Here is a 16,664-nt window from a genome sequence, read left to right as displayed (position 1 = left end):
GGGGCTGCGCGTCAATTGCCAGGAATGCCCCCATGTCGCTGATCACCCACCCTAATGCCCGAGAGCTGACCAAGTCGGTACGTGCCACCGTGCTTGTGTTCAAGGACCCTCGCTCCCAGGAGCTGCTCAGCCGTATCGAGCGCCTGGCGCCCAGCGAGGCCAATACCCTGATCATCGGCGAAACCGGAACCGGCAAAGAACTTGTCGCTCGCCACATCCATCAGCTGAGCCGCCGTGGCCGCGAACCGTTCGTGGCGGTGAACTGCGGTGCCTTTGCCGAAACCCTGGTGGAAAGCGAACTGTTCGGCCATGAGAAAGGGGCGTTCACCGGAGCCACCTCGAACAAAGCCGGCTGGTTCGAGGCGGCCAATGGCGGCACGCTGTTTCTCGACGAGATTGGGGACCTGCCGTTGAACATGCAGGTGAAGTTGCTGCGGGTGCTGCAGGAGCGCGAAGTCGTGCGGCTGGGCTCGCGTACACCGATCCCGATCAACGTGCGCCTGGTGGCCGCGACCAACGTCAACCTGGCCGACGCTGTGGTGGCGGGGCATTTTCGCGAAGACCTGTTCTACCGCCTGCACGTCGCCACCATCCGCCTGCCACCGCTGCGTGAGCGGCCCGGCGACATCCTGCCCTTGGCCGAATTTTTCATCGAAGAGCATTGCCGGCGCCTGGGTTATGAACGTGCGTCGCTCAGCCCGGATGCCGAGCGCAAATTACTGGCCCACAGCTGGCCGGGCAACATCCGCGAGTTGGAAAACGCGATCCACCATGCCTTGCTGGTATGCCGCTACCAGGTGGTAGCGCCCGCAGACCTGCACTTGGTGGACATGAGGCCGCAGGGTGCGGCCCAGGTGTATGCCACGCAGGCCAACGCCCCGGCCGCGCTCGCGGCGCCGCCTAACCTTGAAAGCGCCTTGTTGGCGTTGTTCGAGCAGAACGTGCCGAACCTGTATGAGCACATCGAGGAGACGGTATTCCGGGCGGCGTATCGGTATTGCCACGGGAACCAGCTGCAGACCGGGCGGTTGTTGAACATCAGCCGCAACATCGTGCGGGCGCGGCTGGAGAAGATTGGCGAATTGTCGAAGGCATGAGGTGCTTGTATCGGGGCCGCATAGCGGCCCCGATTTGGCGCGGTTATTTGATGAAGCGAACCTGGCTGTTGATCTTCTCGATCACCGCCCCTTTGCGCGCGTTGAAGCGGGCCTTGTTCTGTTCGAACAGGTTATTGCCCTTGGTGTCGATGGAAATGATCAGCGGGCCGAACGCCCGTACCCGGTTGACCCACAGGGTTTCAGGCATCCCCAGGTCTTGCCACTCGGCACGTTCGATCTCTTCTACCTGCGTTGCAGCCAGCACCGCACAGCCCCCTGGGAACACCGCATGCACGGCTTTGTTTTCCAGGCAGCCGGTGGTGGTTTCCGGCCCCATGCCGCCTTTACCAATGATCAGCTTGACGCCGGTTTGCTCGATGAACTGCTTTTCGAACTTCTCCATGCGCATGCTGGTGGTTGGGCCAATGGACACCATCTCGAAACTTCCATCGTCTTTTTTGCGCACGATAGGCCCAGCGTGAAAGATCGCACCGCCGCGCAAGTCAACCGGCAACTCTCGCTTGAGCTCGATCAAACGACGGTGCGCGACGTCGCGGCACGTCACCAACTGGCCGGTGAGATAAACCACGTCGCCGACATTGAGGTTGGCCAGGTCTTCGTCTTTGATCGGGGTGGTCAGGATCTTTTTCACAGTACTACCCCTTCGTGCGAGAGGATGTCGTAGGACAGGTCGGCGTTGATGCGGATCTTGCCGCGGCGGTGCGCCCAGCAACCGGTCGATACCGCGACGCCAATGGTCGAGGGGTGACGCGCGGAAGACTCGATGTTTACGCCCATGACACTGCTGTTGCCAGTCAGCCCCTGCGGGCCGATGCCGATTTCGTTGAGGCCATCTTCCAGAAGCTTTTCCATCATGGCGGCGCTTTCGTTCGGGTGGCTAGAATCGACCGGGCGCAGGATCGCCTTTTTCGACAGGCGCGCAGCGGTCTCCACCGAGGTCGACACGCCAACGCCAACCAGCAAGGGCGGGCACGCATTGACGCCTCGCGAAGTGATCACGTCGAAGACGAACTCGGTGACCCCTTCATAGCCCTGGCCTGGCATCAGCACCTTGGCCGAGCCTGGCAAGGTGCAGCCCCCACCGGCCATGTACACATCGACAATGGCGTAGTCGGCATCCGGGATGATTTCCCAGTCCAGCCACGGGATCTTCGAGCCGGTGTTGGTGCCGGTGTTTTTCTCGATGAAGGTTTCTACCGCGTTGTGGCGCAGCGGGCCCTTGATGGTGGCCTCTTTGGTGGCGTTTTCCAGAATGCCTTCAAGCTCGCTCAGTAGCGGGAACCTGGCCCCCGCCGAGATGAAGTACTGAATGACCCCTGTGTCCTGGCAGCTGGGGCGGTCGAGTTTGTCGGCGTACTCCTGGTTGTCGGCCATCGAGTCATACACGGCAATGGCCAGTGGGTTGGTTTCTGCGGCGCGCAGTTTTGCGGTTTTCTCCTTGACGTCTTTGGGCAGGCGCTTGCCGATATAGGCGGTGAACTTCGCCATCACGTCGGTGAGCGATGACACGGCTGATTCTTTATCCACGGTTTTTTCCTCACTGCATCACAAGGCTGATTGTTCGATGTCTGCGTTTTCAGGGGGCCAGGGTGCCGCTGGTGCTGGCCTCCCTGTGTAGAAGCGGGGTGTGTAGCTGAGTGGCCTCGGGTTTTTCGGGTTCTGCGGGTAGCTGGCCGTCCAGCACCTGGGCCATGCGCGGCTTGTCCAAAGCGCCAACCCAGTGCGCAATGGCCACGGTGCCGACGGCGTTGCCGATGGTGTTGGTGATGGCGCGGGCCTCGGACATGAAGCGGTCGACGCCCAGCAGCAGCACCATGCCGGCCACCGGGATGTTGTCCATGGTTGCCAAAGTTGCGGCCAGGGTGATGAAGCCAGAGCCGGTCACACCTGCAGAGCCTTTGGAGGTCAGCAGCAGCACGCCCAGCACGATCAACTGGTCCATCAGCGTCAGTGGCGTGTTGGTGGCCTGGGCGATGAAGATGGCCGCCATGGTGTAGTAGATGCATTGCCCGTCCGGGTTGAAGGTCAGGCCGGAAGGGATCACCAGGCCCACCACCGGTTTGGACACGCCGACCTTCTCCAGCTTGTTCATCAGTTGCGGCACCACCGACTCCGATGAACTGGTGCCCAGTACGGTGAACAGTTCTTCCTTGAGGTACTTGAGGAACTTCCACAGGCTGAAACCGGACAGCCGAGCGATGGCGCCCAGCACAATCACCACGAACAGGAAGCAGGTCAGGTACATGGTTGCCATCAGCTTGCCGAGCGAGACGATCGAGCCCAGCCCGTACTTGCCGACGGTAAATGCCATTGCACCACAGGCCGCGAGCGGCGCCACGCGCATGATCATGCCGACAATGAAGAACATGCCGTGGGAGAACGCTTCAAGCACATCGACCATCGGTTTGCCGCGCGGGCCCAGGTGCGAGAGGGCGATGCCGAACAAGGTCGAGAACAGCAGGATCGGCAAGATCTCATTCTTGGCAAAGGCATCGGTCACGCTGCCGGGGATGACATGCAACAGAAAGTCGATGAACCCGCCCGAGCTGTTTGCAGCTGCCGCGGTGTAGGTGGAAATGCTTTTGGCATCGAGGGTGGCTGGGTCGACGTTCATGCCTTGCCCAGGCTGTACAAGGTTGACCACGACCAGGCCCAGCACCAGGGCAAAGGTGGACAGTACTTCGAAGTAGATCAGCGCACGCACGCCCACGCGGCCGAGCTCTTTCATGTTTTCCATTTTGGCGATGCCCAGCACCACCGTGGCGAAAATGATCGGTGCGAAGACCATCTTGATCAGTTTGATGAAGGCATCGCCCACCGGCTTGAGGTCTGCGCCGACCTGTGGCCAGAACACCCCGATCAGTACCCCGAGGGTTACCCCGATCAGCACCTGCACGTACAACTTGCCTAACACTCGCTTGGCCATTGCCGTCTCCGAATTATTGTTGTGAGTCGGTTCTTGTGGCGGCTGGGCTTATCGGTGGCGGCAGGCAACACCTGGCCGTGGCAGCTCGATAGCCCAGATTTCTTAGGGTTAATCACGCAGGGCCAAGGTAATGGTTTTTTAAAAACCGTGTAATACAATGAAATTCAACTCATTGTTTCCTTCAGGTTAATTATGAATCCAGTGTCCGAGCTGGCCTTTTTCACCCAGCTCATCCGCGTGGGCAGCCTGGCTGCCACCGCGCGTGAGATGAACCTGACCCCACCTGCGGTCTCCAAGCGCCTGGCGCAATTGGAACAGCGGCTGGGCGTGCGGTTGCTCAACCGCACCACACGCAGCATTAGCCTGACCGCCGAGGGCGAGACCTACCTGGTCAATGCCCGGCGCATACTCGGTGAGATCGAGGAGATGGAGCGCCAGGTGTCCAGCAGCCGCGCCGAGCCCAAGGGCCTGCTGCGGGTCAATGCGCCGTTGGGCTTTGGCCGTACCCATGTGGGGCCGGCGATTTCATCGTTTGCCAAGCGTTACCCCGAGGTGGAGGTGCAACTGCACCTGACCGATCGGCCCATCCAGCTGCCCAATGACGCAATCGATGTGGCTATCCGCTTTGGTGAATTGCCCGACTCGCGCCTGATCGCGCGCAAGATCGCAGCCAACCGCCGCAGGCTGTGTGCCGCGCCCAGCTACCTGGAAGCCTGCGGAACACCCGAGGTGCCCAAGGACCTGGCTGCACACAATTGCATCGTGTTACGCCAGAACGATGCCGCCTTTGGCCTCTGGCGCTTGAGCCGTGGCAAGCAGTCAGAATCGGTCAAGGTGCGTGGAAGCCTGAGCACCAACGATGGTGAGGTGGCGTTGAACTGGGCGTTGGAGGGGCAAGGCATCCTGATGCGGGCCGAATGGAACCTGGCGGACCACTTGCGCAGTGGGCGCCTGGTGGAGGTGTTGGGTGATTACCAGACACCGCCGGCGGATATCTACGCGGTTTACCTTGAGCGTTTGAACCTGTCCGCGAAGGTATCGTGTTTCATCGAGCACTTGAGGGCGTTTTTTAAAAGCCATGCCGATGGGCCGGAAGACAGCTTGGCGGCATGGCAGTAGCGGCATGAATGAAGCCATGAATGATGTCGCGTGAATGAAGAGTTGCACAGCGTTGGATGGCTCATGTTAAATGAGAGTCATTATTAAAGACGTCCTGACCGGTTCACCCCATGTCCTGCGCTGACCCTTCCCTGCAAAAAACCGTGCATACCCTCTACGCGGAGCACCATCCCTGGCTGTGCGGTTGGCTACGCAACAAGCTCGGGTGTGTCGAGCATGCGGCGGACCTGGCCCAGGACACGTTCATCCGCGTGCTGACCCTGCGCAAGGCGGCCGAGCTGCGCGAGCCACGGGCGTACCTCTCCAGCATCGCCCGTAGCCTGATGATCGACATGTTCCGCCGCCGTGCTGTTGAGCAGGCCTACCTGGAAACGCTTGCCGCCCGCCCCGAGCAGGTCGACGTCTCGCCCGAGGCGCGCACGTTGATCATCGAAGCGTTGATGGAAATCGACCGCCTGCTCGACGGCCTGGGCGCCCGTACCCGGGAGATTTTCCTGATGGCCCAGTTGGATGGCTTGAGCTATGTCGAGATCGGGCGGCGCCTGGACATTTCGGTTACCACCGTCAAGAAGCATGCAGTGCGGGCACTGACCCATTGCCTGATGCTGGCCGAGGACTGAACCGTGGCCGGGGCCCCGCCACTGGATCGGAACGTGCTCGAAGCCGCGGCGAGTTGGTATGTCGAGTTGCGCTGCGATGCCGATGAACGTACGCGCGCCGCGCATCAGCGCTGGTTGCTCAGCGATCCACTTCACCGGCAGGCCTGGGAGCGCCTGGCGCGCTTGCAGGGCACCTTCGAGCACGTGGCACCAGGCATCGCTCGGCCAACCCTGAGCAGTGCCAGGGCCAAGCGCCGCGAAGTGCTCAAGGTGATGTCGATTGTGCTGGCTGCGGGTGGGGCAGGGGGGCTGGCCTGGCACGAGGGGGGCATCGCGCGGTTGATGGCCGACCAACGCACAGGGGTTGGCGAGCGCCGTTCGCTGCGCCTGGAGGATGGCAGCCGCTTGCAATTGAACACCGCCACCGCTGTCGATATCCGTTACACCGCCCAATGGCGCGCCTTGCACCTGTTGGGCGGGGAGATCCTTGTGCAAACCGCGCGCGACGCGCAGGCCCGAGCGTTTATCGTGCACACCGAACAAGGCAGCATTCGCGCCCTGGGCACGCGTTTTACTGTCCGCTGTGATGCTGACGTCACTCGGGTTTTCGTGCTGGAACATGCCGTGGAGGTACGCACGGCGCACACGCTGGCGGCCGTGCGTGTCGAGGCCGGTCAGCAACTGGTCTTTCGCGCGGATGAAGCCGGCGTGGTACAGCCCGCGACAGCGCTGGCGGATGCCTGGACCCGCGACATGCTGGTGGTGGACGACTGGCGCCTTGCCGATGTTGTTAGCGAACTGCAACGTTATCGGCCCGGCCATTTGGGGTGTGACGCGGCCGTGAGCGAGCTGCGCCTGTCCGGCGCGTTTCAGCTGGGCAATATCGATACTGCCCTGGACAACCTCACCCGCACCTTGCCGGTACGCATTCGGCGGTTCAGCCGGTTCTGGACGCGGGTCGAGGCTGTTTGAGGGCTTAGGGGGGAAGGTGTTCGCTCAGCATTTTCAGCGCCTATGAGATCGAGCGCCGCCCGCGCGGCGCTTCGCAGCACAAGGCTGCTCCTACAGTTGTTTCGGGCCAGTCGCGCCTGTGCGCAGGAATAATTGGCCCGAAAAAATGTAGGAGCAGCCTTGTGCTGCGAAACGCCGCGTGCGGCGCTCGATATACGCCTCACATCAAAACCAAAAGCAGGCACTCTTTTACCCAAGGGGGGTTATCGATTTCAATTCTCATTCGACTTGTTAAGTAGAGGCGCATCAGACGCCGTAAAAACTGCCGCAGGGCGAAAGGAATACCCATGCTCCCTTCAGACACTCGCAACCCCGTTATCCTCATCAACTGTGCCAAAAAACCAATGACGCGGGCGGTCAATCGCGCGCTGTTCAGCATCGCGCTCGCGACGCCTCTGGCTGCGGCGATGATCGCCCCGCCAGCCATGGCCCAGACCCGTGTCGAAGCCGCATTCGACATCCCGGCCGGCCCGCTGGGCGCTGCGCTCACCCAGTTCGCGGAGGCGGCGGGGGTGACCGTGTCGTTCGAACCGTCCTACGTGCAGTCGTTGAAGTCGCCAGGCTTGCATGGCCGCTACAGTGCCGAGGCCGGCCTGCGCCAATTGCTGGTGGGCAGCCAGTTGCAGGTGCTGCGCCAGGCCAACGGCAGCTATTCGCTGTTGCCCATGGTCGGGGATGCGTCGACGCTGCAACTCGACAGTACCAGCATCACCGGCACGTCCGTGGAGTCGGCCTACGGGCCGGTAACCGGTTATGTCGCCACCCGCAGCGCGACGGGGACCAAGACCGATACGCCGATTCTGGAAATCCCGCAGGCCATCAACGTCGTCACTGCCGACCAGGTACAGGCCCAGGGCGCGCGCAACCTGACCCAGGCATTGCGTTATACGCCGGGGCTGGCAACGGGGGGGTTCACCGATCGCAACAGCATTGCCGACGAAATCACCAGCCGCGGCTTCGCCCCGACCCCGCTGTACCTGGATGGCGCGTACCTGCCGTATGCGGGCAGCCTGGGCGGCGCGCCACAGATCGACCCCTATACCCTGGAACGCATCGAGGTGCTCAAGGGCCCATCGTCGGTGCTCTACGGGCAAAACCAGCCGGGCGGGCTGATCAACATGGTCTCCAAACGCCCGACCCGCGAGCAGCGCAACCAGGTCAAGCTGGGTGCCGGCAGTTACAACCGGGTCAACGGTGCGTTCGACACCAGCGGCCCATTGGATGAGCAGGGCGCGTTCACCTATCGCCTGGTCGGTGTGGCCGACAAAGGCAACGAGCAGGTGGCGCACACCCACAGCGAACGCCTGCTGCTGGCGCCAAGCCTGACCTGGGCGCCGAACGAAGACACCGCCCTGACGGTGCTGGCACAGGTGCAGCGCGACGACGGCCTTGCCGACTACCAGTCGCTGCCGATGATCGGTTCGCTCAAGCGTGGCCCGACGGGCCAGCGCATCGACCGCGACTTCTTCTCGGGCGACTCGCACTACAACGATTACAAGCGTAACCAGTACATCTTCGGCTACGACTTCAGCCACCGCTTCAGCGATGACCTGGCGGTACGTTCCACAGCGCGCTACACCGATGTGCGTGACCGCTACAAAGGCTTCTACCTGCGCAGTTTCGTTACGGACGACGAGGGGGTGGATTACACCCGGGCCAACCGGGTCAAGCTCGACTGGCGCCAGCACAATATCGCCTACACCCTCGATAACAATCTTGAGTACAAATTCAATACCGGCGCGCTGCAGCACACCGCACTGGCCGGCGTGGACTACCGCCACTTCTCCCGCAAATACGATGGCTATAACGCCTACAACGTGTTGCCCGTCGACCTCTACGGCAAGAACAACTACGACACCAGCAGCGTAACCCCTGTGCTGGACACCCAATGGGACAATACCGTTCGCCAGACTGGGGTGTATGTGCAGGACCAGATCAAGCTCGACGAGTGGGTCCTGACCGTTGGTGGCCGCCAGGACTGGGCAGAAATCGACAACAAAGACCTGCTGGCCAAAAGCATCGCTTCACAGCGTGACAACAAGTTCACGGGCCGTATCGGCCTGACCTACGTCACCGAGTTTGGCCTGGCGCCTTACGTCAGCTATTCCCAGTCGTTCTTGCCGACACTGGGCACGGACAGCGCCGGCAAGTCGTTTGAGCCGACCGAGGGTGAACAGTACGAAGTGGGGGTTAAGTACCAGCCGGTCGAGGGCACCTTGCTCACCGCGTCGGTGTTCCAGGTCAAGCAGAAGAACGTGTTGACCCAGGACGACGACAACCCCCAGTACCAGGCGCAGGACGGTGAGGTGCGCTCGCGTGGCGTTGAACTTGAACTCAAGTCCACCCTCGACAACATCGACGTGCTGGCGGCAGCCACCTACATCGACTCGTTCTACACCAAGAGCAACTACGGCGACCAAGGCAACCGCAGCGAGTCGCAGGCGCCGGTATCGGCGTCCCTGTGGGTGGATTACCACTTTACCCAGGCCATGTTCAACGGCCTCACCTTCGGCGCAGGTGCCCGCTACACCGGCCGTAAACCGGGTGCTTCATCCAACTCGTTCGACGTGCCGGCCTACGCGGTGTATGACGCTACCGTCAGCTACGACCTGGGCAAATTCGACGCGAGCCTGCGCGGTTTGCAGGCCAGCCTGAATGTACAGAACATCTTCGACCGCGAGTATGTGTCGGACTGCAACTACGCGTTCGGTTGCTATTACGGCCAAGAGCGCGTGGCGTCGGTGGAGATGACCTACGATTGGTGATCGGGGGGTAGCCATGACCGGTGTTCGCGGGTTCGCGTGCGAACACCCGCCTCACGAGAGGAATTTGACAAAGATGAGCTCGGGATCGCCTTCATCCAGGTTGTCGATCTGCCCGCTCCTGATGAAGCCCAGTTTGCTAAGAAGACCCTGCATCGGAGCATTCGATGCATTCGTCGAAGTGAACAACTTGCTGCCCCTGCATTGCGCCTCCAATGTCCGCATGATGGCTCCGGCAATACCGCGGCGGCGTGCCGACTCCCTCACCACGACCAGCGCAATGAAGGGATGGTCGTAGAAGGCGTCGTTGAGCACGCCGTACCCCGTCAGTAGCGAGGCATCGTGCGCGTCCGCAGCTACCCAGCATTGGCGACTGGCGATTGCCTGGGCGATGAAGGATCGCCGTTGCGGCGCGTGCCGGGCAATGGCGTCCAGCGCTATAAGCGCATCGACGTCTTCGGGCTGAGCGAGGCGTGGGGTTGAGTGCAAATCCATTGTGCGGGCTGCCATGGAAGGAGAGTGGCGAGTTTAGCGGCGAAGACGAGTAAGCTGCGAGCAGTCATCCGACTTCGCCTTGCTCGGTATCGTTGGTCCGCACCAGTTGGGCCGTATCAGCATCGCCCATCAAGTAAATGGCGAGCCGCTGCCGGGGGGGCAAACTCACCTCGTTGTTGGTTCATGATGGGGCAAAGGATCTGTTGATGATCTGATGAGAACTTACGCGTCGTACTCCGGGGTGTCAGGTGTAAAAAGCTGCGCGGATCGCGGGGATGGCTAGAAGTATCAGACCTTGGCATTGCATCGGCGGTAGCCTCGATGCGGGCCATGCAGGCACTGTTTTCAGCAAACCGCAGTGCTAGCACCACGTTATACTCGGCGCTTTTTGCCCATGGCCGGAGACCCTTATGCGCCAGGTTTTGCTCATCGTCGATGTTCAATCCACCTTCAGCCCGCCCGAATGGCTGGTCGACGGTTTGCGGCGGTTGTCGGCGAATATCCCGACCATCGCCTCGGTCGAACTGCACGATGAGCAGGCCACGCCGTTCCAGCGTCAGTTGGGCTGGCACCCGGCAGCCGAGGACGAGAGCCTGGTCGAAGCAGACCAGGTGTTCGTCAAGCATGGCTACGGGCAGACCGTCGAAACCCTCGAATACATCAAGCAACTGGGCGTGGAGCGGGTGCTGGTGTGCGGCATGCAAACCGAAACCTGCGTGCTGGCTGCAGGCTTTGCGTTGTTCGATGCGGGGCTCACGCCAACCCTGGTGACCGACATGACGGTAGGGTCGTCGCTGGACAGGTCCGGGAAGATGGGCATCGACTTGTGGAAGCACCACTTCCGCCAGGTGACGACGTCTGCCGAGGTGCTGGCCGCGCTGGCAATGTGAGCACAGGAAGTGCAATCATTTTGCCATCTTGCCACGCCAATGAGTATCATTGTCGATTGATGGCAGCCTCGATACACCTCGATTGAGAAGGATCTCCATGCTGAAACAGTCTTACCTTGTCGCCGCTATGCTGCTGCCGCTTGCAATGAGCTGGTGTGGCTCGGCGCAGGCCTTCACCGATGGCACTGACCGCTCCGTGACCTTGGAAAAGGTCGAGCAGACCTTTGTCGTGCAGAAGGATGGCAGCCACCGCCTGGACGTCGACAGTGTCTTGCTGATCAATGACGAACGCGCCATCAAGGCCCGCGCCCAGCAGCCGGTGAGCTTCAACCGCTCGCTGGAAACCCTGGAAGTGATCGAGGCCTACACGCAAAAGCCCGATGGGCGCAAAGTGCGGGTGGATGCCGCGCACATCAAGGAACAGCAAGAGCAGGCGTCTGCGCAGGCGCCGATGTTTCAGGACAGCGTCAACAAGGTCATCATCTTCCCTGAAGTTGCGGTGGGGGATCGCCTGGTTCTGCATTACCAGCGCAACCGATTCACGCCGCTGTTCCCGGGGCAGTTCGAAGACATCACCGTGCCGGAATTCCACCCGGTCGAGCAGTTCACGCTGACCTACGACATGCCCGAGGACATGCCCCTGCAAGCGGACGCGCGCAGCTTCAAGGCGTCGATGCCGGTGGCTGCACCCGGGCGCACGGTCTACCGCTGGGACTACGTGCCGGCGGACCGGGCGCGGATCGAGGCCAGTGCGGTGTCCTACCTGGACTACGGGCATTATCTGGCCGTCTCGACCTTCACCGATTTCAAACAGTTCGCCGAGGCCTATCAGGCACGGGCCAAGGTCGAGGTCACGGCACCGATCACCGAGTTGGCGCACCGTCTGACGGCTCACTTACCTACCGCACGGGAAAAGGCGCTGACGCTCAGCGACTGGGTGCGTGAGAACATTCGCTATGTCGCCGTGTATGTCGGTGCCGGCGGGGTGGTGCCACATGCCGCGCAGACCGTGCTGGACAACCGCTACGGTGATTGCAAGGACCATGTGGCACTGCTTGAAGCGCTGCTGGCGGCGGCGGGTATCAAAAGCACACCGGCCTTGATCAACCTGGGCAATGCCTATGTGTTTCCCAAGGTCCCTGCGCTGGGGGTGTTGAACCACGTGATCACCTACGTGCCGAGCCTGGACCTGTATTTGGACTCCACCGACCCTTCGATTGCCGCAGGCTACCTGCCGCTGGGCACATTGAACAAGCGCGTGCTGCTGACTGCCACAGGCGAGTTCGGGCGTACCCCGGCCATCCAGCTCAACAAGGTGTCCAGCGACCTGAAGTTCAAGGTCAACGGCAAGGGGGCGGCGGATTTCACCAACGTTGCCACCGTGCAAGGCTGGGCCAGCGAGGTCAGCCGTTATGGGGTTAAATCGATGAAGCCGGCCGACCGTGAACTGCTCGTCGAAAAAGTGCTCGGCGCCTATGGGCAGCGCGGCAGCGGTACGTTCCAGGTACGCCCGCCGAGCGCCACTGGCGAGTTTGTCAGCACCGTTGATGGGCGCACGGAAAACCTCGTCAACCTGCCCGGGCCGGTGGGGGTGGTGGCCTTGAGCAGTCTGGCAGGGGGCATCTCGCAGAACGTTTACAGCTTTGCCATGGAGAAGGAACGCAGCCAGCACTTCGTGTGCATTTCCAACGACACCGTGGAAACATCGCGCTTCGAATTCCCATCGGAGGTCAGCGTGCTGGCGATCCCCAAACAGGTGCGTCTGCAAGACGGCAATGTGGAATACAGCGCGCGTTACGCCCAGGAGGGGAATGCGGTGGTGATCGAGCGGCACTTCAAGTTCAGCCGCCCGAACGTGGTGTGTTCACCCGAGGATTTTGCCGCCATGAAGCCGACGCTCGAGGCGATGGTCAAGGACCTGCAGAGCCAGATCATCGTGCAAGCGAGCTAGCCCCCAGGTCGTACGCCAACAGCAACGCGCCTGGCTTACTCGGCCGCCAAGCGCCCCTTCACCCGGTCAGCCTTGTACTGCATGGCCACTGCTGGCGCAGGCTTGGCTGCACCGGTTTCCAGCCACTGACGCATGCGGCTGGCATCGGCGAAGTGGGTGTACTTGCCGAAGGCATCGAGGATCACCATGGCCACCGGGCGGTTGTCCATGCGGGTCAGCAGCACCAGGCAGTGGCCAGCCTCGTTGGTGAAGCCGGTCTTGGTCAGCTTGATGTCCCAGTTGCTCTTGTTCACCAGGTGGTCGGTGTTACGGAAGCCCAAGGTGTAGTTGGGCGCGCGGAAGGCCACGGTCTTCTCGCGGGTGGTCGACAGTTCGCTCAGCATCGGGTACTTGCGCGACGCCATCAACAGCTTGGACAGGTCGCGGGCGCTGGACACGTTCTGCGTCGACAGGCCAGTCGGCTCGACATAGCGGGTGTGCGCCATGCCCAGGCTGCGGGCTTTGGCGTTCATGGCCTTGATGAACGCCGGGTAACCGCCGGGGTAGTGGTTGGCCAGGCTGTTGGCCGCACGGTTTTCCGACGACATCAGGGTAATCAGCAAGGTCTCGCGGCGGTTCAGCTGGCTGCCCAGGCGCACCCGCGAATACACACCCTTCATCTCCGGGTTGTTGGCGATGGTCATGGTGAGCATTTCATCCATGGGCAGCTTGGCGTCCAGCACCACCATCGCCGTCATCAGTTTGGTCACCGAGGCAATGGGCACCACGCGGTCGGCGTGGCTGGCATACAGTTCCTGATTGGTGTTCAGGTCGATCAGCAAGGCGCTGCCCGAAGCCAAGTGCAATTTGGCCGGGTCACGTTGCACCTGGGCCGGGGGTTGTGCAGCAGCAGTCGACGGGAGGGTCGCGGTACCTGTGAGCAACAGCAGCAGGCTGAGGATGGACAGGGATGTTTTCACGTTGAGGCTCACTAAAAGTTGGTATGTCGTTGGCTGTGCAAGGGTTTTCCCCCAAAAAACCGCTGCATTGTGGAGTATGGTCGAAGTGCTGTCGATTGCTCGTTGAAGCGACCCGGCGAAATGAAAAAAGCTTCATGCTGGATCGGTTCTGCCGCCTCCGCTCGTCGGATCACACGGGCAAAAAAAGACCCGCCAAGCGGCGGGCCATAAGGTAGGGAGCAACGCACAACAAATACTGTCAAGCGACCAGGGTATCTGGCTGCAGCTGGTCGGCCAGGGCTTGAGCCGAGGCGCGGGTCGCCAAGGGGCCGCTCACGGGTTCACCGTTACGCACCAAGTACCAGCAGGCCAGCAGGCCTTGCTGACGCAGTGAAGGGGGGACGGCGCTGCCGACGACGGACATGATCTGGATAGTGGCCATGTGGACCTCCTGTAAAACATGGCCCTACCTTACGCAGCGGCCGCAGCGGTTTGAAATTAACTGAGTTGATAGTGATCATTGGTTTTATCAACGGTCACCAACGGGGTGGCCCGTAGTACACCGGGGGCGGGCCGTAATAAGGGCGATAGCCCGGTGGCGGCGGGGCCGGTGCATAGTAGGGCTGGTAGTACACCGGCTGCGGCGGCGGCTGTACGTAGACCGGCTGCGGTGCGTAATAGACTGGCTGGCGCTCCACATACACGGTGCGATCACGACCGCCATAAACCGTTGCCCCCACCACGGCACCGACCACCGCCGCGCCGAACAGCGGGCCGGGTCCATACCAACCACCGCCACCGCCATGGCCACCATGGGCAGCAGCTTGTCCGCTGATGGCCAGGGCACCGACCAGCAGGGCGATTACGGGAATGTGACGGTTCATAAAGCGTCCTCGCAGGGCAACCCCACAGATGGGGCCCTAATACTATGACTCTGCCTCTGTCAGCTGAGCACAGGGAAACGGTAAAGGTTGTGTAAGGGACGACAAGCGGCTGCGTCTGATACGCTGAACAAACGATTCAGTTCTGAAAATGGAGCAGGTTATGTCGACAACTCCCAGCAGAGACACGGTGCTGTGCATCTCCCTGGCCGGGCGGCCTGGCACCTTCGGCGTGCGTTTCCACAACCACCTCTACCAACAGTTGGGGCTGGACTTCTACTACAAGGCCATGAGCACAGACGACTTGCCGGCGGCGGTCGCAGGCATTCGTGCCTTGGGTATTCGTGGGTGCGGGGTGTCGATGCCTTACAAGGAAGCCTGCATGGCCTTGGTCGACGAGGTGGACCCGTCCGCTGCGGCAATCGAGTCGGTCAATACCCTGGTCAATACCGGTGGCCACCTGAAGGCCTACAACACTGATTACCTGGCGGTGCGGCAGTTGCTGGCGCAACACGAGGTCGACCCGACGACTGCGTTTGCTCTGCGCGGCAGTGGTGGCATGGCCAAGGCGGTGGCGAGTGCCTTGCGTGACGCGGGCTTTACCCAGGGCACGATCGTCGCGCGCAATGAACAGGCGGGGCGGCAACTGGCGGATGTTTGTGGTTATCGCTGGGTGGCTGAGCTCGGCGACCTGTGCCCGCCGATGCTGATAAACGTGACGCCGATCGGCATGGCTGGCGGGCAGGAGGCCAACGCGCTGGCCTTTAGCGAACAGGCCATTGCGGCGGCCGAGCGGGTGTTCGATGTGGTGGCGATGCCGGCGCAGACGCCGCTGATTCGCCGGGCCCAGGCATTGGGCAAGCCAGTGATCACGGGCCTAGAGGTGATTGCGCTGCAGGCGCTGGAGCAGTTCGTGCTGTATACCGGCGTGCGCCCTACGCGTGAGCAAGTAGAAGCAGCCGTCGCATACGCGCGCGACCCTCTGTAGGAGCAGCCTTGTGCTGCGAAGAGGCCGGTACAAGGATCATCAATCTCTGATCGCTGCACCGGCCTCTTCGCAGCGCAAGGCTGCTCCTACAGGAGGGGCGCGCTATGTTGCGTCAATCAGAAGGCTTTGTGCCCCTTGTCCAGCTGTTCATCCACCAGCGCACGGCCATGGGCCAGCGACACATGCTGGGCATTCTCAAGGTCTGAGAAAAATTTCATCGGCATCGAGATGCGCTTGCTGGTGTGCCCTTCAGGGTCGGTGATCAGGCAGCCGGCGGCATAGGGCAGGGGGGAGTCGGGGTGGGGCATCACACTGGCGGTGATGGTGTACTTGCGGTGCTCACAGTGAAGAGATTGCATCGTCCTTACCTCGCTGTGCTTATGAAGCGGTTACCTTCATATACCACAGCAAGGGGCCGGGAGTTCCCGGCCCGACGAGCGAATAGCGGTGTGCCTCAGCCCTTGAGTTCGGTCGGCTGGATCACTTCGATCCAGTAACCGTCCGGGTCCTTGACGAAGGCCAGGTGGTTCATGCGGCCATCTGCCAGGCGTTTCTGGAAGGGCACGTCGAGTGCTTCGAAGCGCGCGCAGGCCTCACGCACGTCCGGCACCGAAACGCAGATATGGCCGAAACCGCGTGGGTCGGTGTTGCCGTTGTGGTAGGCAAAATCGGCGTCGTTTTCGGTGCCGTGGTTGTGGGTCAACTCCAGAACGCCTGGGATCGACTTCATCCACTGATGGCGCTCGGCGTCATCGGCAGGGATCTGCGCCGGGTCGACCAGGGCCAGGAAGTACAGGCTGAAGGCGGCTTCCGGGAAGTCGCGCTTGTCCACCAGGCGGAAGCCCAGAACGCGGGTGTAGAAGTCCAGCGACTTCTCGATGTCCTTGACCCGCAGCATGGTGTGGTTGAAGACGAACTTGGAGGTGGCGGCGTCCGGCTGCGCGGTGACGCCAGGCAGGGTTTGCAGATCGTGCAGGCTCATGGGA

The 16,664-nt window shown here is 61.6% G+C and carries 17 protein-coding genes; 8 read left to right on the top strand and 9 right to left on the bottom strand.

The features are described 5' to 3' along the window. Positions 1-32: 32 nt before the first annotated feature. Positions 33-1,097: a sigma-54 interaction domain-containing protein gene (locus ACMCNM_RS20660; RefSeq protein WP_099429798.1), complete on the top strand. Its 1,065-nt coding sequence runs from the start codon at positions 33-35 to the stop codon at positions 1,095-1,097. A 43-nt stretch (positions 1,098-1,140) separates the two neighbouring features. On the opposite strand, the gene ttdB is transcribed toward ACMCNM_RS20660, so the two are convergent. Genes ttdB through ACMCNM_RS20645 form a run of 3 tightly spaced genes read right to left on the bottom strand, consistent with a single transcriptional unit; the run spans position 1,141 to position 4,044 of the window. Beyond that, positions 1,141-1,749: a L(+)-tartrate dehydratase subunit beta gene (ttdB, locus tag ACMCNM_RS20655; RefSeq protein WP_027593743.1), complete on the bottom strand. Its 609-nt coding sequence runs from the start codon at positions 1,747-1,749 to the stop codon at positions 1,141-1,143. After that, complete coding sequence (ttdA, locus tag ACMCNM_RS20650; protein ID WP_027593742.1) at positions 1,746-2,645, bottom strand: L(+)-tartrate dehydratase subunit alpha; 900 nt, start codon at positions 2,643-2,645, stop codon at positions 1,746-1,748. Before ttdA ends, ttdB begins: the two co-directional genes overlap by 4 nt. Positions 2,646-2,694: 49 nt before the next feature. Beyond that, complete coding sequence (locus ACMCNM_RS20645; RefSeq protein WP_027593741.1) at positions 2,695-4,044, bottom strand: dicarboxylate/amino acid:cation symporter; 1,350 nt, start codon at positions 4,042-4,044, stop codon at positions 2,695-2,697. 192 nt (positions 4,045-4,236) lie between these two features. Between ACMCNM_RS20645 and ACMCNM_RS20640 the strand changes: the two genes are divergently transcribed. The 4 genes from ACMCNM_RS20640 (at position 4,237) to ACMCNM_RS20625 (ending at position 9,538) form a co-directional block, all read left to right on the top strand. Further along, positions 4,237-5,163, top strand: a complete 927-nt coding sequence (locus tag ACMCNM_RS20640; RefSeq protein ID WP_412765317.1) for a LysR substrate-binding domain-containing protein — start codon at positions 4,237-4,239, stop codon at positions 5,161-5,163. 110 nt (positions 5,164-5,273) lie between these two features. Continuing rightward, complete coding sequence (locus ACMCNM_RS20635) at positions 5,274-5,783, top strand: sigma-70 family RNA polymerase sigma factor (RefSeq protein WP_027593739.1); 510 nt, start codon at positions 5,274-5,276, stop codon at positions 5,781-5,783. A gap of 3 nt (positions 5,784-5,786) precedes the next feature. Next, positions 5,787-6,734, top strand: a complete 948-nt coding sequence (locus ACMCNM_RS20630) for a FecR domain-containing protein (protein WP_412765316.1) — start codon at positions 5,787-5,789, stop codon at positions 6,732-6,734. Between the two features lie 326 nt (positions 6,735-7,060). Then, on the top strand, positions 7,061-9,538 hold the full coding sequence (locus tag ACMCNM_RS20625) for a TonB-dependent siderophore receptor (RefSeq protein ID WP_412765315.1): 2,478 nt from the start codon (positions 7,061-7,063) through the stop codon (positions 9,536-9,538). A gap of 51 nt (positions 9,539-9,589) precedes the next feature. Here ACMCNM_RS20625 and ACMCNM_RS20620 read toward each other — a convergent pair whose 3' ends face one another. Next, positions 9,590-10,030 (bottom strand): GNAT family N-acetyltransferase, encoded by a 441-nt coding sequence (locus ACMCNM_RS20620; protein ID WP_027593736.1) that lies wholly within the window; start codon positions 10,028-10,030, stop codon positions 9,590-9,592. A 410-nt stretch (positions 10,031-10,440) separates the two neighbouring features. Here ACMCNM_RS20620 and ACMCNM_RS20615 point away from each other — a divergent pair, with 410 nt between their 5' ends. Together ACMCNM_RS20615 and ACMCNM_RS20610 are read left to right on the top strand one after the other, a co-directional pair. Then, entirely contained in the window at positions 10,441-10,920 is a 480-nt protein-coding gene (locus ACMCNM_RS20615; protein ID WP_027593733.1) for an isochorismatase family cysteine hydrolase, read from the top strand. A 97-nt stretch (positions 10,921-11,017) separates the two neighbouring features. Further along, positions 11,018-12,871 (top strand): DUF3857 domain-containing transglutaminase family protein, encoded by a 1,854-nt coding sequence (locus ACMCNM_RS20610; RefSeq protein ID WP_412765314.1) that lies wholly within the window; start codon positions 11,018-11,020, stop codon positions 12,869-12,871. A 35-nt stretch (positions 12,872-12,906) separates the two neighbouring features. Here ACMCNM_RS20610 and pbpG read toward each other — a convergent pair whose 3' ends face one another. The 3 genes from pbpG to ACMCNM_RS20595 all read right to left on the bottom strand — a co-directional run bounded on the left by pbpG (position 12,907) and on the right by ACMCNM_RS20595 (position 14,693). Then, entirely contained in the window at positions 12,907-13,830 is a 924-nt protein-coding gene (gene pbpG / locus ACMCNM_RS20605; RefSeq protein ID WP_027593731.1) for a D-alanyl-D-alanine endopeptidase, read from the bottom strand. A gap of 238 nt (positions 13,831-14,068) precedes the next feature. Continuing rightward, positions 14,069-14,251: a hypothetical protein gene (locus ACMCNM_RS20600; RefSeq protein WP_027593730.1), complete on the bottom strand. Its 183-nt coding sequence runs from the start codon at positions 14,249-14,251 to the stop codon at positions 14,069-14,071. A gap of 94 nt (positions 14,252-14,345) precedes the next feature. Beyond that, on the bottom strand, positions 14,346-14,693 hold the full coding sequence (locus ACMCNM_RS20595; RefSeq protein WP_099429790.1) for a hypothetical protein: 348 nt from the start codon (positions 14,691-14,693) through the stop codon (positions 14,346-14,348). Positions 14,694-14,853: 160 nt separating this feature from the next. On the opposite strand from ACMCNM_RS20595, the gene ACMCNM_RS20590 reads away from it, so the two are divergent. Next, positions 14,854-15,678 (top strand): shikimate 5-dehydrogenase, encoded by an 825-nt coding sequence (locus ACMCNM_RS20590; protein ID WP_412765313.1) that lies wholly within the window; start codon positions 14,854-14,856, stop codon positions 15,676-15,678. Positions 15,679-15,794: 116 nt separating this feature from the next. Here the strand turns inward: ACMCNM_RS20590 and ACMCNM_RS20585 are convergent, their stop codons facing one another. Beyond that, complete coding sequence (locus ACMCNM_RS20585) at positions 15,795-16,037, bottom strand: hypothetical protein (RefSeq protein ID WP_099429788.1); 243 nt, start codon at positions 16,035-16,037, stop codon at positions 15,795-15,797. Positions 16,038-16,132: 95 nt separating this feature from the next. Next, complete coding sequence (gloA, locus tag ACMCNM_RS20580) at positions 16,133-16,660, bottom strand: lactoylglutathione lyase (protein WP_186680490.1); 528 nt, start codon at positions 16,658-16,660, stop codon at positions 16,133-16,135. Positions 16,661-16,664: the final 4 nt, after the last annotated feature.

It is taken from the genome of Pseudomonas sp. NGC7 (genome assembly GCF_047159675.1).
Classification (GTDB): Bacteria; Pseudomonadota; Gammaproteobacteria; order Pseudomonadales; family Pseudomonadaceae; genus Aquipseudomonas; species Aquipseudomonas kermanshahensis.
The sequence above is the reverse complement of the archived record's forward strand: the minus strand, read 5'-3'. Positions and strand labels throughout refer to the sequence as shown.